Here is a 14,648-nt window from a genome sequence, read left to right as displayed (position 1 = left end):
CTGCCGAATTTTGAGGTGGGAGTTTTACTGCCCGCAAATAGCGGGATAAACCAGCTGGATCCACATCGTAATGTACAATTTGCATCGGAGGCTGCGCATACGGCATATACTGACTTTGCATCATTTGCGCTACTTGTGCTTGTTGTTGCATTTGAATGGCCTGATAAACAGCATGAATTGTCCCTTTTGCCCCGGCTAGCGTAATAGCTGCCCCTACTTGTCTACCACTATAAAAATAATGATTCATCATTATTCAGCTCACTTATTATTTTTCTTCCATATAGTATGTTTCTATTTCATAGTGAGTGCTTTGTCCCGATTAATGGATCCCTCACTACTTAAACTTCATTTTATCTATTACTTTTTTTCAGCTTTGAAGTAATAAATCCAAATAGTAATACACCAATACCGCTAAAGAACAGTAAATAACTTATTAGTACTAGGAAAAAGAATGGTTCTACAAGCAACCCATTATCCGCTACTTTACTAGTTGCCCCTTGTATTAATAAACAAGTAACTCCTAACGATAGCAGTACGCTAGCTAATAAATAGTTATTTTTCATAATATATTCTCCTTTAATTCCATAATTAATTTATCTGCATTCCTTTTCACTATTCTTACTACCATCATAATAAATCCGAAGAATTTATAAGTCAATAACTTTTTATCGTTTTTCAATAAAAAGTTATTGACTTATAATTAAAACAAAAGGTTTATGAAGCACTTGAAATCGCCTCACAAACCTTTTCCATCATGAATATTTACACTTCAAACCTCTTACTGACTACAACATAGATTGCACACAATAGCACGAATATCCCAGCATAAATTAACAAAATTTCTACACTAAACGCATCAGCTAATGGGCCAAATATTATCATTCCTAAAGGAAGCGCGCATGAATTAGCGATCTGTACAAGACTAAACATACGCCCATGCATAGAAGGTTCTACTTTTTCCTGCAATAACACGGTAACTGGTGTATTGAAGCACGGCATTGTTATACCAATTAAAAAATTAAAGATTAAATACATAATAAATATCGGTGCAATTCCTAGTCCTATCATAAGCAGACCATATAAAGCACAGGCTAGCGCTGTTGTATACATACGATTACGGAAGCCACCCCACGCTGCAATTAATACTCCACCAGCCGCTGCACCAGCACTAAATGTCATCTCACTAGCAGTAAGTCTCCACATTTCCGCCCCGAAAGAACGAGTTACCATTAACGGTGTTAAAAAGGCAGCTGGACTTATTAAAATCATGACAATGATTAATAAAACGAGTAGCCTTTTAATAAATACATTTTCTTTTAAATAAGCAAATCCCTCTTTTATACCTTGTAGATTAGATTTTTGCTTACTCTCTGTATTCACATGTCCTTCCACTTGAATGATAAACATTATACTAATTCCAATCATAGCCGTAATAACATCAATAAAAAATGTTGTTTCAATGCTAGCAATAGAAAGAATTGCAGCACTTGCTGCTGGAGAAAGAAACATAATTAAAGATGTAATACTGCTATTTATCCCGTTTACTTTCATAAGATGATCTTTCGGAACGATTTGTGGGATTAACGCATTCACAGCTGGCGTTTGTATACCTGTCCCAGCTGATCGAATGAGTAGTACTATAAAAAGTAACCGAATACTTTTATATCCTGTTAAAAATAAAACTGCTAAAACTAACGTAGCAATCGCTATAACCCCGTCCGATAACATAATCATCTTTTTACGATCGTAACGATCAATCCACACACCTGCAAATAAAGAGATCGCGATTTGTGGTAGGAAACCGCAAACAGTTGAAATGGTCAACATCACTCCTGATGATGTTGTAAGGGTGATATGCCATATGATCGCGTACTGTACGAGAGATGAACCGAACAACGAAATCGTTTGAGCGGTCAAAAACATTATTATTTTCACTTTCCAATCATTATCATTTATCATCTTTTTTACTCTCCTCAATTAAACCGCTCTCTATGTTGAAAATACTATCTGCCCAACCATGATAAAAACTTGCTTCGTGAGATACGAGTATGATGCTACCCTTAAACTGAATTAATGCCTTTTGCAAAGATTCCTTCGCTTCTGCATCTAAATGATTCGTCGGCTCATCTAAGATTAAAAAATTACACGGTGATAATAATAATCCGCACAGTTTCACCTTCGATTGTTCACCGCCGCTTAATGTACGAAGTTCTTGTGAAACATGTGTATCTTTCACACTACACGCAGCTAAATGATGGCGTATTTCTTTCATATTCAACTTAGAAAACTGCTCCGAAATAACTTGAAGTGGTGTCAAAGAATCATTCTCCCAATTCAAATTTTGCTCATAATAACCAATCTTTATTTGCTCTGAAAATTGAAATTCTCCAGAAATACTAGAAATATTTCCAACGATTGTTTTTAATAAGGTGGATTTCCCTACTCCATTAAATCCTGTGATAACAAGTTTTTGTCCTACTACTACCGAGAAATTCAACTTTGGTAATAAAGCAAACTCATATCCAACCTCAAGGTCATTTACTGTCAAAACCGTCTGTGCTGAAATTGAAAGCTCACGAAAATGAATAGATGGTTTATGAGTAAAATTTGGAGGTGCAATTCTTTCCATACGCTGTAGCTGCTTTCTGCGTCCTTGCGCTATTTTTGAATTCACTCCAGCAATATTTCTACGAATATACTCTTCCGTTTTTTCAATTTTTTTTTGCTGTGCATCATATTGGCGAATATAATCTTTTCGCAAATGCTCCTTTTGTCTTACAAAATCTGAGTATTTTCCGTAATACTTCTTCACCGTTCCAAACTCTACATCACATATGCAAGAAGTCACTTTTTCTAGAAAATCAAAATCATGTGACACTACAATAAACGCTCCTTCAAAACTCATTAAATAATTAGCAAGCCACTCAACATGCTCTTTATCAAGGAAGTTCGTCGGTTCATCTAGTAATAAAATATTAGGCTCTTCTAATAAAAGCTTCGCTAAAATTACTTTTGCACGTTGCCCTCCGCTTAGTTCAGCGATTATACGATTCATGCCAATAGCATCAATACCTAAGCCGGCTGCAATTTTACTAATTGTGCTATCTACCGAATAAAAATCACGCGCCTCAAGTTGTTCTTGATATGCGGCCGCTTTTAACAATTTGTCAGGATCACCTGTCATAGCACTTTCTTCATACAATTTGTTCATTCTATCTTCCATTTCAAACAAATCATGAAAAGCTCTCTTTAAATATTGTGAAATGGTATAACTTCCATCAATTTCTGCATATTGATCAAGATGCCCAATTTGAATATTAGGCTGCCACTTTATGTCTCCCTTATCAGGAATTATTTCTTCAATTAATATTTTCATTAACGTACTTTTCCCTGCACCATTCTGTCCAACAATCCCCATATGTTCTCCTTTATGCAAATCAAAAGAAGCATTTTCATATAAGGCTTTATCTATAAAACTATGTGATAAACTTTCAACTTTAAGTAAACTCATTCGTATTCCTCTTTTCCTGAAATTAAAAAAAGCAGAGAGATAGCGTCATTCGACACTAGCCCTCTGCTTCGTGGTTTTTTCCTATACTACTCCAATTTTTGTAAATCTCATTGGAATAGCATACACAAAGGGCCATAGACAAAGCATTGTCTATGGCCCCTTAATCTATTTTATACATCAGCTAAAAACCATAACCAAATAAGCATAGATATACTATACTTTTCAGAAAAGTTATTCAGCCGATGAATATAGGGACTTTATGCCCCATGATTAAGCTCCGTACAACGCTTCACCGTATACATTTGTGCGGAGCAAAGTTTTCTAATGAGTTTTACAAATTTTATATAAAGCATGTTCTGCACCTTCCTTAATACTTAAAAGGGATTTTAGCATACGTTTTTATGAAGCGTCAACATCACTTCCAAATCATTCAACTACTTATTTTCAAAATATTGCTTCTGAAACATACACATTCTTATCGCATTATGGTAGTTACCATCAACGAAAAATTCGTCTTGTAACTCACCTTCCACCATAAATCCAACCTTTTTATAAACATGTACAGCCTTTTCATTCTCTTTATCAACAACTAAATAGAGTTTATGCATATTTAATACAGAAAAAGCGTAATCCATCGCTAAACGCGTCGCTTCCGCTGCATAACCATGTCCTTGATAATTCGGATCAATAATAATCTGGAATTCAGTTCTTCGATGAATATAATCAATTTCCACTAACTCAACTAATCCAACCATCTCATTATCTTTCTCCAGGATAAAACGGCGTTCACTTTGATCGTGGATATGTTTATCATATAAATCCTGTAATTCTACAAAAGCCTCATACGGCTCTTCAAACCAATACGACATAATATGCGCGTTATTATTAAGTTCGTGTACAAACTTTAAGTCTTCCCGTTCTAAAGGACGTAATTTCAATTCCTGACTCATTTCTATAACCTCCAAGTAAAATAACCTCTTCACTTAATTTCTCAATTTTTTTCGATTTCAAACGCCCTAATTACATTGTAAACCTTCAAGTAACTTGAAGGTCAAGGTACAAAAAGTAGTGCAAACTTATGTCTGCACTACTCTTTTCTCAAATCTCTCATATTCGATATGTATAAAGCAATAACTAAAACAAGAATGGATCCCGCATATAATAACGTCTCCATTGGTTCCTCATGAGACACAATAATTAAACGAATTAACGCCGTAATTCCGATATAAATAAAATAACGTAACGGAAAATGATAATTCGACTTAAAATACTTAATAATTAATGCGATGAACTCGAAGTATAGGAAATAGACGATGATACTCTCAACTAATTTATAAGATGTATACTTCTTCGCTGAAAATATGTATTGAATAAAAGTAATTGTTTCGTTAATTAAAAAAATCGATAAAACAATGGATAATATGATTAATGCTATATTTAATATCCACTGTAAAACGCTAGCTATATAATGATCGATATTAAATGACTTCATTTTCTCTTTTAGCTCCCCTTCGTGTAAGTACTTATTCATTATAGCAAAATTATACTTACAGAACTGTTAAATCATATATGATCGTCCTCTTTCACGATTACTTCACCATTCGGATATTTATGCTTAATATAATCGCTTCCCCAATCGCAAAGCACCTTCAAACCCTTTTTTAATGATTCTCCCTGTTCTGTAAGAGAATACTCAACTTTCGGTGGTACTTGATTATATACTTTTCTAGACACAAGCCCATCTTTTTCAAGCTCTTTCAATTGCTCAGTAAGCATTTTTTGTGTAATACCAGTTACCAATCGTTTTAATTCACCCGTTCTTGTCGGTCCGCTTGTTAAATGATATAAAATGTGGGATTTCCACTTACCTCCGATCACATCCAAAACGACTTCAATTCTATTGTTATACTCTTTTTTCATATTGAACTCCTTCTGTATTTTGATAGGCACTTTCTCGTGCCTATGTCACGAGATGGTGTCTATATCACGGAAAAGTGCGTACTTTTCATAATATCTGTACTATACCATAATGATGCATGTAAGCAACTTATAACAGAGCATTAAATTAGTGGAGGTATTTTAAAATGAAAAAAGAAAATCGTACTGCAAATTTTTATGATGTGATTCGTGAGCGCCGTTCCGTTCGCTCTTATGATCCTTCAGTTACAATCTCTGATGAAGAAATTAAAGAACTTTTAGAAGAAGCAATGCTAGCACCAAGTAGTTCCAACTTAAACCCATGGCGTTTCATGGTAATTACAGATCAAGACTTAAAAGAGAAACTTCATCCAATTGCTTTAAATCAACCACAAGTGCTAGAAGCATCCGCTTTGATCGTAATTTTAAGCGAAAATAATGCCCATGAATTCGAACATATCAATAAAGTGAATGAACGTGCAGTAGCTGCTGGATTCATGACAGAAGAAATTAAAAACAGACTGAACAACAGTATTCGTGAGTTTTATGCATCTGTAAGCGAACAAGGAAAAAGAGAATGGCAAATGCTTGACGGTGGTTTGCTAGCTATGCAATTTATGCTTGCTGCAAAAGCGAGAGGATACGATACAGTCCCAATGCTTGGCTATAACGTTGAAGAATTCCGCAAAGCATTTAACATTCCAGAAAACTTAACTGACGTCTTAATGATTGCATTAGGCAAAGCAAAAGAGCCAGGATTCCCATCAGTTCGATTAACTGTAGATGAAGTAACGTCTTGGAATGGCGAGTTTTAATCACCGTGTTTATCGTACTTTTGGAATGAAAGTACGATAAACACTATTAACGAAACTATGATGGTAGCAACCATAATCATAATGCAAAACTACAATCTAATCGAATAATACAAAAAAGAAAGGCGGAGAAAACAATGCTTGAAGTTTTAAATCGAATTAATGAATTAGCTAAAAAGCAAAAAGAAGAAGGTTTAACAAAAACAGAATTAAATGAGCGCACAGAATTACGCGAGGAGTATCTTCAAATTATTCGCGGTCAAATCAACACCACTGTTACAGGATTAAAAATATTAGATCCTTTAGGAAATGACGTGACTCCTGAAAAATTAAAAGAGCAACAAAAGCTATCACTAAACACAGATAACAACGCATGAAAATACCCAGCTCCTTTGTTACTTAATGATTCATCTAATAGTACGTTTGCTTAGATGCATCATTAAGTTAATATCTACTTCCCCATCCACTTTCTGTTTCTAAATCAAAAAACCACAAACAAATTGTCCCCATCTTTTCTTTGCATCCTTTAGCTTTTTCACAATGAAACCATATACGTCAAAATCTTTTCATGACGTTATTACTTCCACATAGTTGCAATTTATATAATAACGGTACAGTACAAATAACGTGCTGTATAAAGTGAAACTTTAATCAGTAGGGGTTTTCTTCATCACCCACTGATTATTAGTTGAACCAATCCGGTTTTTACGGGCAGTTGATTCCCCATCTAACTTCTTTGCTTTCGCTGAATTTTGAAGTGGTGGTCTTACTGCCCGTTAATGCGGGATAAATAATTGTGGGGGGATTAATGATGAACGAAGCGTTACTATTAGTCGACATACAAAATGATTACTTTGAAGGCGGCAATATGGAATTACATCAACCTGAAAAAGCCGCACAAAAAGCGAAAGGAGTCTTGAAAGTATTTCGTGAAAAACATAAAACAGTTATTCACGTACAACATATTGCGAACAATGAAGGAGCTACTTTCTTCTTACCTGAAACAGTAGGTGTTCAAATTCATGATGATGTACAGCCAATTGCTAACGAAAGAGTCATACAAAAACATCACCCTAACAGTTTTTTAAGAACCAATTTATTTGAAACATTAAAGAAAGAAGAAATAGATCAACTAGTCATTTGCGGTATGATGACTCATGTATGTATTGATGCAACAGTACGTGCTGCCAGTGATTTAGGATTTCAATGTGTTGTAATTGAAGATGCTTGTACAACAAGAGATTTAGAATTTCAAGGAAATCTGATCCCCGCAGTACACGCTCATCAATCGTTCATGAGTTCGTTAGAGTTTGGTGATATTTATGCGAAAATCATGTCGGCAAACTGTTTTATAAACAAGAGCAAATAAAGAATTACAGTTCCATATAAAAAAAGAAAGAATAAATCTCTTATTCTTTCTTTTTTTCGATTGTCTTAATGACAGTATTTATACGATAATCACCATAATGTAAAACATCTGCAAGAGTCTCTTCTAATTGCTGGTGCGAAGATGTGTGAAGAATCATGATATAACACCCATCGCCACTTATACGATACATTTCAGTAATTAAGTCCGTTTTTTCAAAAAAAGTTTGAATTTGATTATGATAATGTGGTGCATGCAGAAATAGTGTAACAAACGTCATAATAGACCCTTCTAACTTAGCCCTGTCGATATCTATCGTATATTTTCGAATGACACCCGCCTCTTCTAATTTATTAATTCGTTTCCCAACAGCCTGGCCAGTCAAATGTACTATCTCTCCAATTTCCTTCCAGTTCATTCTAGCGTTTTCTTGTAGTAACTTTATAATTTTAAAATCTGTTGAATCAAACATGGACATCCCCTTCCTATAGGAATCACCTTCTATAAGATCATCATTTCCCCTACAATTCATCTTAAAAACTTTTACAATACACTCGATTAACTCTATTAAGAATTACATTACTGTTAACAGCTTTCCTTCTTCCTTTACTATGTATTTTTCGATTACTCGTAGGTATCAGAAAAAAATTGATAAGCGTTCGAAAGGGCCATCCAGTAAGCTAGCGATTGTTTTTTATAAATATGAAAATTTTTTAGGAATTAGTTTATCTTTTTTTAATGATTTATTTAGAGGGAGTTTATACTCGGGGATTAACATGATAAACGTAGTAACTAAGTTCGTTGCTCCCACCTGAAGCTTTTCATATAACAAAAATTTAAAAGGACGAACAGCTACTATAATCGCAAACCGTACTAACTAAAATCATACAATAAGGAGACGATAAAAATGAATAAAAAAACAAAAGTACTATCATCCATACTGCTAGGATTCACATTAGCATTAACAGGTTGCGCTGGCACGAAAGCTGAAGAAAATCATAGTAAACAAAAACAAGAACAAGCTGCGAAAGATACTAAAAAGGAAAATAAGTTAACTAAAGGGCAAAAAATGGCTAATATTCTTAGCGAGACAAATTGGCAAGGTACAAGAGTGTATGACAAAGATAAAAATGACTTAACGAAAGAAAATGCAAACTTCATTGGTCTTGCAAAATATGATGCGAAGTCAGGAAGATATGAATTTTTTGATGCTAAGACTGGTGCAAGCCGTGGCGATAAAGGAACTTTCTTTGTCACAAATGATGGGAAGAAAAGAATATTAATTTCAGAATCAATGAAGTATCAAGCTGTTGTTGACATGACAAAGCTAAATAAAAATGTATTTACCTATAAAAGAATGGGGAAAGATGCTAACGGTAAAGATGTAGAAGTTTTCGTTGAACATGTTCCATATAAAGAAAAAGAGCTTTCTTTCACCGATCCGGATAAGCAGCTAAACTCTACTACAGGTGATATCGTTAAAAACGTGGATGGAGATAAAATTTTAGGCGGAACCCTTTGGCATGGAACAAAGGTATTAGATGAAGCCGGTAATGATGTAACGCAGTTTAATTCGAATTTTATAAGTCTAGCAAAATTTGATGACAAGTCTAATAAATACGAGTTCTTCAATAGCGAAACAGGTCAAAGCCGCGGTGATTATGGCTACTTCGATGTTGTACATGAAAATAAAATAAGAGCTCATGTTTCAATTGGAAATAATAAATATGGTGCGGCTCTTGAACTTACTGAACTGAATAATAAGAAATTTACGTATAAAAGAACTGGTAAAGACCAAGCGGGTAAAGACATAACTATATTCGTTGAACATGAGCCTTATAAAGGTGATATAAAACCACAATTTAGCTTTTAAGAACGTTTGATTACAAATCCTGTACCGAGCTGCAGGATTTTTTTAAAGAAAAATCATTTATGATTCCCTTGAAAAAAATTGTCTTATATCCCCCTCAACAATTCAGCACGATTGTTGAATATAATATCTCTCATTTTTTTAACAGCTTTAAAAAGCCTTACTACACATAAATTGTAGTAAGGCTCCGACTATTTAAGATAAAAATTTTATTATCTTTATACAAATAAGGTTTAGCAAATAATGTTACTATAACCTCAAAAAAAGAAATCTTATTTTAACTTTCCTATTGATAAGTTAACACGATAATTCCCATACTTTAATAGTCGCCCCAGAAAGTTATCCAATTCTTCATTAGAAGCAAAATGTGTTTTTAATAAATAACACCCCTCACCACTTATACGGTGTACTTCAGAAATCCCTTCTTCTCCTTGAAAGAAATTCATAAACTCTTGGTGATTAGCTGTTGTTACGAACAAAGTAACAAATGCAGTCACTACTTGTCCTAATTTGATTCGGTTTATCGCAATTGTATATTGTTCAATAATCCCTAAATCCTCTAATCTTCGAATTCGATTTCCTACGGCCTGCCCCGTCATATGTATTTTCTGACCAAGTTCTTTCCATTGTATTCTTGAGTTTTCTCCTAATAATTTCAGTATCTCAAAATCTGTTTGATCAATGATATAAACCAATCCTTTCACCGTGAAAGTAGAAAGCCCGAAAGTGTTTCGCCAACTTATTCTGCTTATCGATACAATTCACTATACTTAGTTTATCCTCTTACATCACATTATTTATCAGTTATATTTACTTATAACACAGAGGACGCAACAAAAAAATACATCTAGATTTAAAGGAGGTTACAAATATGTTATTACAAGAAATTCTATCGTTCAATGAACAATTTGTAGAAAATAAGGAATACGCTCCTCGTGAAGCGACAAAGATGCCAAAAAAACGTATGGTTGTTGTTTCTTGCATGGATGCTCGTTTGATTGAGCTACTTCCAAAAGCTTTAGATATACACGATGGTGATGCAAAAGTCATCAGAAATGCAGGTGGTAAAATTGCTTCTGCTTTCGATAGTGTTATGCAAAGTGTTGTCGCGTCAGTATACGATTTAAATGCAGATGAAATCTTCCTTATTGGACACCATAGATGTGGTGCGAGCCAAACAAATCCAAAAGGAACACTTCAAAAAATATTAGATCGTGGAGTAGCTTCACCAGAAATTTTATCAGCGATTGAATATGCTGGTGTTGACCTTAAAAAATGGTTATTCGGATTCGATGATGTTTGCGATTCAACACAAGCTAATGTTGATTTAGTAAGAAATCACCCACTTATTCCAAAAGATGTTCCTGTACACGGTTTAGTTATTGATCCACATACAGGTAAATTAGATGTAGTGGTAGATGGATATAAAGCATTAAATGGTGAAACAAAATAATTAATATTACTTACATGAAGGGAAGTTATTAGATATGAAAAGACAAGTATTAGATATGAATCGACCAGAAGCTACGAAAAAAATTATAGAAGCAAAAATTGCAAAAGGTTTAACATGGGAAGAAATTGCAAAAGTAAGTGAAAACTCTGAGACTTGGGTTGTAACAGCGTTATTAGGACAAGCTACAATGACACGTCCAGAAGCAGAAAAAATCGGTAAACTATTAGAATTAGATGAAGAAGTAGTTCAAGCATTAACAGTAGTTCCACTTCGCGGCCAAGTAATGGAAATGCCTCCTACTGACCCAATTGCATATCGTTTATATGAAATGATGTTACAATATGCACCAACTATTAGAGAGTTAATCTTAGAAAAAGCCGGCGAAGGCGTAATGAGTGCGATTAACTTCAACCTAGGTGTGGACACACAAGAAGATCCAAAAGGTGGCGACCCTCGTATCGTGATTACACTTAACGGGAAATTCTTACCGTTCCGTACATGGTAATTAATTAAAAATCCATCTATATAATTAAAGTAATTTTATAGATTTACAAAATCCATCCTTTTTAATCTAGCTGTGTAGAAAGGATGGATTTTTACTATGAAATTCTTTTTCGGCAAAGGAGACTAATATGAATAAAAAATACTTTGATACGAGCTTTAGTATTCTACAGTGGTTTGTGTTTTTATTAGCAAATGCAATTGCATTGCCTATAATTATTGGTGGCATATTCCATTTATCAATAGAAGATATCTCAACATTAATGCAACGAACTTTTTTAGTTGTAGGAGTAAGTTCATTTATACAAGCATGGTTTGGGCATCGCTATCCCATAGCGGATGGGCCAGCCGGTTCATGGGTAAGTATATTTGTCATATTGGGACAAGTCGCTATGCATCAGGGACAAAGTGCAAAGGATGTATTACAACTTCTAGAAGGCGGATTAATTATTGCAGGTATATTACTCTTCGTCCTTGGTATAACAGGGCTTGTTCATCGAATTCTACGTTTATTTACACCCTTGGTTACAGGAACTTTTCTTTTAATACTATCTCTTCAGCTTAGTGGTGTGTTACTAAAAGGAATGATGGGATTACAAGGAGCTGTAACTCATCCTGATTATACAACGGCTGCTATTGCGCTCTTTGTTTTTGCCCTTATTACTTTCTTATCAATTAAAGGGAACGGATGGATGAAAAGTTACGCTGTGTTACTTGGAATTTCATGTGGTTGGCTTTTGTATGCTGTATTAGGAAAATCATCTCATATGCCTTCACACACACCGTTAGTTAAGTTACCAGAGCTATTTTCTTGGGGCACACCTAGATTAGATATTGGAATGGTTCTAACTGCAACTTTATTTACATTTCTTTTAGTTGCAAATACAATCGCTGCTATTTCGGCTGTAAAACAAGTGGCTCCGTTATCTAAAGAAAATGAAAAGCAAATACTGAACCGCGGCGTGTGGGCCGGAGGTATATCACATATTATCTCGTCGTTGTTTTCTACAATTGGAATTGTACCATTACCTGCATCAGCAGGATTTATTCAACTAACAGGACAAAGAAAAGTGAAGTCGTTCCTTATAGCAAGTCTTATATTAGCAGGAATTTCTTTTATTCCTTCAATTGTAAACTTTATATCCTTGCTACCAGGTCCTATTGCTAATGCTGCACTTTTAGCAACATTTGTCCAAGTAATAGGCATTTCATTTCAATCCATTTTACGTGAAGAATTAAATCAACGCCGATTAACTATATTAGGAATTTCATTATTAATCAGTTTTGGAATAATGTTTCTTCCAGAAAGTGCGTTTAGCGGAATTCCTTCTTCCTTACAATATGTTTTAAGTAATGGATTACTTGTGGGTACCATGCTTGTCATTCTATTGGAACAGTTTTGGAAAGAGTAAAATTTGTGACTAAGTAAAAAAGCGCCCTGCTTACAGGGCGCCTTTTTATATCTAATGACTAATACTAGCAGTTGGGTATAATGTTGTTCCTCCAATTGAAACTTTTATTTCATTTGTTAATGGAACATTTTGTTCATTAATAATTGTTCTCCACCATTCCCATGCAAGACCAGTACATTCTCTTGCTACGATTTTTATATTTTTTGAATTTGGTGGAAGAGGGATAACTGTAGAGTAATGAGCCGTTTTGTCTTTGCCGCTACCATCCCATGTTTTATGTGTTAGTACTTCTTTACCATTTTGATCAAATGTGAATTCATCCCAAGATACATCAAATTGCGCAACGTAAGCACCGTAATGATCCAGTGTCATTTTAGCACTTGAATATTCTGTAGTTGTCGTCTCGATATAATCTGTATTGTTATGAACAGCAGCAGTTGCATTATCTTTTAAGAAAGTACTTGTATATGAAATTGGATATGCTGGATTTTTAAGACTTAATTCAGCATTATCTTTAATGATATTTCGGATTTCATTGAAATCTTTAGTAACAACCTTGTTATGCTCTTTCGCATCTCCGCCTAATACTACAGCAGTAAAGGTACTTTCTTCAAAAATATCTTTATACTGTCCACTCGTTTCGACGCTGTTATTCTTAAGTAAGGCTTTAAAAGCAGCTTGTACATCTTTACTCTTAGATGTTGTTTCTAATTTTACATAAACAGTTCTACCATAAGCTACATTTGAAACCATAACAGGTGGAGCCGAATTACTTACACCTTTACGAGTTAACTCACCAAAAGTAACACTATTATCAAAAAGATCGGATGGATTGTTAGGTAGTTCAGCACTTACGGTATAAAATATTTGCTTATATGCCGCTACCATCACTTTCTTCTCTCCATTTGCAACCGCATTAAAATCGATGTTTAGACTGTTATCGAGATATTTAGCGTTAACGTTAAGGGCACTTGCGATTTGTGATTTACTATAAACCATAGATTCTGTATACTGCATTCTTGCAGGTAACGTATGTGTTTTAGAATACTTTTCATTCCAAGTAGATACTAAATCATCTACTGCTCCAGCCACATTACCATATGTCGGATTTTGGACAGTAATTGTATTTTCTTTTCTCATGCCAGGTAAGTCTATACTAATATTTAAAGGCTTTCTCTTAGCCACTAATAAACTCGGTTGATTGTCTGCAAAAGCTTTATTTGCAAGTTGTACCGCTCCTGGATACGTACGATTCACCACAGAATCAATAATCGAAATATCGACTGGTGAAGTTGTAAGTGATTTTTTCTCGCGTTCCACTACTACAAATTTACCATTTGAATTGATACTTTCTTTCGGAACAAAACTCTCTACCTTATCACCATTTACAGCTAAAACCTCTTGATTATTATATTTAAGATTTGCTATACCAGTATCGATGCCACTAGCATTTTTGGTTACATCAGTTGCATTACCTACTTGTGTTTCTGCGAAGGAAATAGATGAATAATTAATAGTGCATAGACTAACTAATAAACACGCAAGGAACTTTCTTCTTTTAGTGTTTTTCTTAATATTCAGAAAAATCACCCCGTTCTTTTTTTAGTAAGATATGATAATGATTGATAAATGATAGCTAACTAATAAACCTACATAAATGCTTTCAAAAGTTCTTGAATTAACGGGATTACGCCACCTACAAATTTCAAAACTGCCATTGCGATTTCCATATTATTTCCTCCTTTTTTATTGCTACGAAAATGTGATTTATCTTTATGCCCTCATTATAGTGACCCCTTACACTTT

The 14,648-nt window shown here is 34.4% G+C and carries 16 protein-coding genes and 1 pseudogene; 7 read left to right on the top strand and 10 right to left on the bottom strand.

Features of this window, described 5'->3' with window-relative positions:
- Positions 1 to 46: 46 nt before the first annotated feature.
- From JFU18_RS17710 to JFU18_RS17680, 7 genes and pseudogenes are all read right to left on the bottom strand, one after another.
- Positions 47 to 250 (bottom strand): annotated as a pseudogene (locus JFU18_RS17710) (DUF3947 family protein); the annotation flags it as partial.
- A 100-nt stretch (positions 251 to 350) separates the two neighbouring features.
- The gene (locus JFU18_RS17705) at positions 351 to 563 is read right to left on the bottom strand and encodes a DUF3955 domain-containing protein (RefSeq protein ID WP_201050323.1); all 213 of its coding nucleotides are present in this window, start codon (positions 561 to 563) and stop codon (positions 351 to 353) included.
- Positions 564 to 762: 199 nt separating this feature from the next.
- Positions 763 to 1,956, bottom strand: coding sequence for an MFS transporter (locus JFU18_RS17700; protein WP_201034624.1), 1,194 nt, complete (start codon positions 1,954 to 1,956; stop codon positions 763 to 765).
- Positions 1,949 to 3,511, bottom strand: a complete 1,563-nt coding sequence (locus JFU18_RS17695) for an ABC-F family ATP-binding cassette domain-containing protein (RefSeq protein ID WP_201034489.1) — start codon at positions 3,509 to 3,511, stop codon at positions 1,949 to 1,951. Before JFU18_RS17695 ends, JFU18_RS17700 begins: the two co-directional genes overlap by 8 nt.
- Positions 3,512 to 3,945: 434 nt before the next feature.
- The gene (gene speG / locus JFU18_RS17690) at positions 3,946 to 4,461 is read right to left on the bottom strand and encodes a spermidine N1-acetyltransferase (RefSeq protein ID WP_002144946.1); all 516 of its coding nucleotides are present in this window, start codon (positions 4,459 to 4,461) and stop codon (positions 3,946 to 3,948) included.
- A gap of 137 nt (positions 4,462 to 4,598) precedes the next feature.
- Positions 4,599 to 5,003, bottom strand: coding sequence for a phosphate-starvation-inducible protein PsiE (psiE, locus tag JFU18_RS17685; protein WP_002129862.1), 405 nt, complete (start codon positions 5,001 to 5,003; stop codon positions 4,599 to 4,601).
- A gap of 71 nt (positions 5,004 to 5,074) precedes the next feature.
- Positions 5,075 to 5,431 (bottom strand): winged helix-turn-helix transcriptional regulator, encoded by a 357-nt coding sequence (locus JFU18_RS17680; RefSeq protein WP_016121030.1) that lies wholly within the window; start codon positions 5,429 to 5,431, stop codon positions 5,075 to 5,077.
- Between the two features lie 164 nt (positions 5,432 to 5,595).
- On the opposite strand from JFU18_RS17680, the gene JFU18_RS17675 reads away from it, so the two are divergent.
- From JFU18_RS17675 to JFU18_RS17665, 3 genes are all read left to right on the top strand, one after another.
- Positions 5,596 to 6,243 (top strand): nitroreductase family protein, encoded by a 648-nt coding sequence (locus tag JFU18_RS17675; protein WP_201034490.1) that lies wholly within the window; start codon positions 5,596 to 5,598, stop codon positions 6,241 to 6,243.
- Between the two features lie 134 nt (positions 6,244 to 6,377).
- The gene (locus JFU18_RS17670) at positions 6,378 to 6,617 is read left to right on the top strand and encodes a DUF896 domain-containing protein (RefSeq protein WP_078422106.1); all 240 of its coding nucleotides are present in this window, start codon (positions 6,378 to 6,380) and stop codon (positions 6,615 to 6,617) included.
- A gap of 434 nt (positions 6,618 to 7,051) precedes the next feature.
- Positions 7,052 to 7,609, top strand: coding sequence for a cysteine hydrolase family protein (locus JFU18_RS17665; RefSeq protein ID WP_201034491.1), 558 nt, complete (start codon positions 7,052 to 7,054; stop codon positions 7,607 to 7,609).
- A gap of 40 nt (positions 7,610 to 7,649) precedes the next feature.
- On the opposite strand, the gene JFU18_RS17660 is transcribed toward JFU18_RS17665, so the two are convergent.
- Complete coding sequence (locus tag JFU18_RS17660; RefSeq protein WP_002167411.1) at positions 7,650 to 8,084, bottom strand: Lrp/AsnC family transcriptional regulator; 435 nt, start codon at positions 8,082 to 8,084, stop codon at positions 7,650 to 7,652.
- A 429-nt stretch (positions 8,085 to 8,513) separates the two neighbouring features.
- Between JFU18_RS17660 and JFU18_RS17655 the strand changes: the two genes are divergently transcribed.
- A complete protein-coding gene (locus tag JFU18_RS17655) occupies positions 8,514 to 9,479 on the top strand; it encodes a DUF4822 domain-containing protein (RefSeq protein ID WP_001036744.1) in 966 nt (321 codons plus the stop codon).
- Positions 9,480 to 9,748: 269 nt separating this feature from the next.
- Here the strand turns inward: JFU18_RS17655 and JFU18_RS17650 are convergent, their stop codons facing one another.
- Positions 9,749 to 10,180: an Lrp/AsnC family transcriptional regulator gene (locus JFU18_RS17650; RefSeq protein ID WP_002096214.1), complete on the bottom strand. Its 432-nt coding sequence runs from the start codon at positions 10,178 to 10,180 to the stop codon at positions 9,749 to 9,751.
- Positions 10,181 to 10,347: 167 nt separating this feature from the next.
- Between JFU18_RS17650 and JFU18_RS17645 the strand changes: the two genes are divergently transcribed.
- The 3 genes from JFU18_RS17645 to JFU18_RS17635 all read left to right on the top strand — a co-directional run bounded on the left by JFU18_RS17645 (position 10,348) and on the right by JFU18_RS17635 (position 12,842).
- Positions 10,348 to 10,929, top strand: coding sequence for a beta-class carbonic anhydrase (locus JFU18_RS17645; protein ID WP_201034492.1), 582 nt, complete (start codon positions 10,348 to 10,350; stop codon positions 10,927 to 10,929).
- A gap of 55 nt (positions 10,930 to 10,984) precedes the next feature.
- A complete protein-coding gene (cynS, locus tag JFU18_RS17640; protein ID WP_201032285.1) occupies positions 10,985 to 11,434 on the top strand; it encodes a cyanase in 450 nt (149 codons plus the stop codon).
- Positions 11,435 to 11,561: 127 nt separating this feature from the next.
- Entirely contained in the window at positions 11,562 to 12,842 is a 1,281-nt protein-coding gene (locus JFU18_RS17635; protein ID WP_201034493.1) for a purine/pyrimidine permease, read from the top strand.
- A gap of 51 nt (positions 12,843 to 12,893) precedes the next feature.
- Here the strand turns inward: JFU18_RS17635 and alo are convergent, their stop codons facing one another.
- Positions 12,894 to 14,432 carry an anthrolysin O/cereolysin O family cholesterol-dependent cytolysin Alo gene (gene alo / locus JFU18_RS17630; protein WP_201032073.1) on the bottom strand — a complete coding sequence of 513 codons (1,539 nt, stop codon included), beginning with the start codon at positions 14,430 to 14,432 and terminating at the stop codon, positions 12,894 to 12,896.
- Positions 14,433 to 14,648: the final 216 nt, after the last annotated feature.

The sequence above is a fragment of the Bacillus sp. TH22 genome, from assembly GCF_016651015.1.
Taxonomy (GTDB): Bacteria; Bacillota; Bacilli; order Bacillales; family Bacillaceae_G; genus Bacillus_A; species Bacillus_A mycoides.
Note: the sequence above shows the minus strand (reverse complement) of the source record. Positions and strands in the feature narration are given on the sequence as shown.

What these genes read in the sequence shown, in the direction of transcription:
- JFU18_RS17645 (WP_201034492.1), top strand. Translation starts at nt 10,348, where the DNA reads ATGTTATTACAAGAAATTCTATCGTTCAATGAACAATTTGTAGAAAAT.
- cynS (WP_201032285.1), top strand. Translation starts at nt 10,985, where the DNA reads ATGAATCGACCAGAAGCTACGAAAAAAATTATAGAAGCAAAAATTGCA.
- JFU18_RS17670 (WP_078422106.1), top strand. Translation starts at nt 6,378, where the DNA reads ATGCTTGAAGTTTTAAATCGAATTAATGAATTAGCTAAAAAGCAAAAA.
- JFU18_RS17705 (WP_201050323.1), bottom strand. Translation starts at nt 563, where the DNA reads ATGAAAAATAACTATTTATTAGCTAGCGTACTGCTATCGTTAGGAGTT.
- JFU18_RS17695 (WP_201034489.1), bottom strand. Translation starts at nt 3,511, where the DNA reads ATGAGTTTACTTAAAGTTGAAAGTTTATCACATAGTTTTATAGATAAA.
- psiE (WP_002129862.1), bottom strand. Translation starts at nt 5,003, where the DNA reads ATGAAGTCATTTAATATCGATCATTATATAGCTAGCGTTTTACAGTGG.
- JFU18_RS17665 (WP_201034491.1), top strand. Translation starts at nt 7,052, where the DNA reads ATGAACGAAGCGTTACTATTAGTCGACATACAAAATGATTACTTTGAA.
- JFU18_RS17680 (WP_016121030.1), bottom strand. Translation starts at nt 5,431, where the DNA reads ATGAAAAAAGAGTATAACAATAGAATTGAAGTCGTTTTGGATGTGATC.
- JFU18_RS17675 (WP_201034490.1), top strand. Translation starts at nt 5,596, where the DNA reads ATGAAAAAAGAAAATCGTACTGCAAATTTTTATGATGTGATTCGTGAG.
- JFU18_RS17660 (WP_002167411.1), bottom strand. Translation starts at nt 8,084, where the DNA reads ATGTCCATGTTTGATTCAACAGATTTTAAAATTATAAAGTTACTACAA.
- speG (WP_002144946.1), bottom strand. Translation starts at nt 4,461, where the DNA reads ATGAGTCAGGAATTGAAATTACGTCCTTTAGAACGGGAAGACTTAAAG.
- JFU18_RS17655 (WP_001036744.1), top strand. Translation starts at nt 8,514, where the DNA reads ATGAATAAAAAAACAAAAGTACTATCATCCATACTGCTAGGATTCACA.
- JFU18_RS17635 (WP_201034493.1), top strand. Translation starts at nt 11,562, where the DNA reads ATGAATAAAAAATACTTTGATACGAGCTTTAGTATTCTACAGTGGTTT.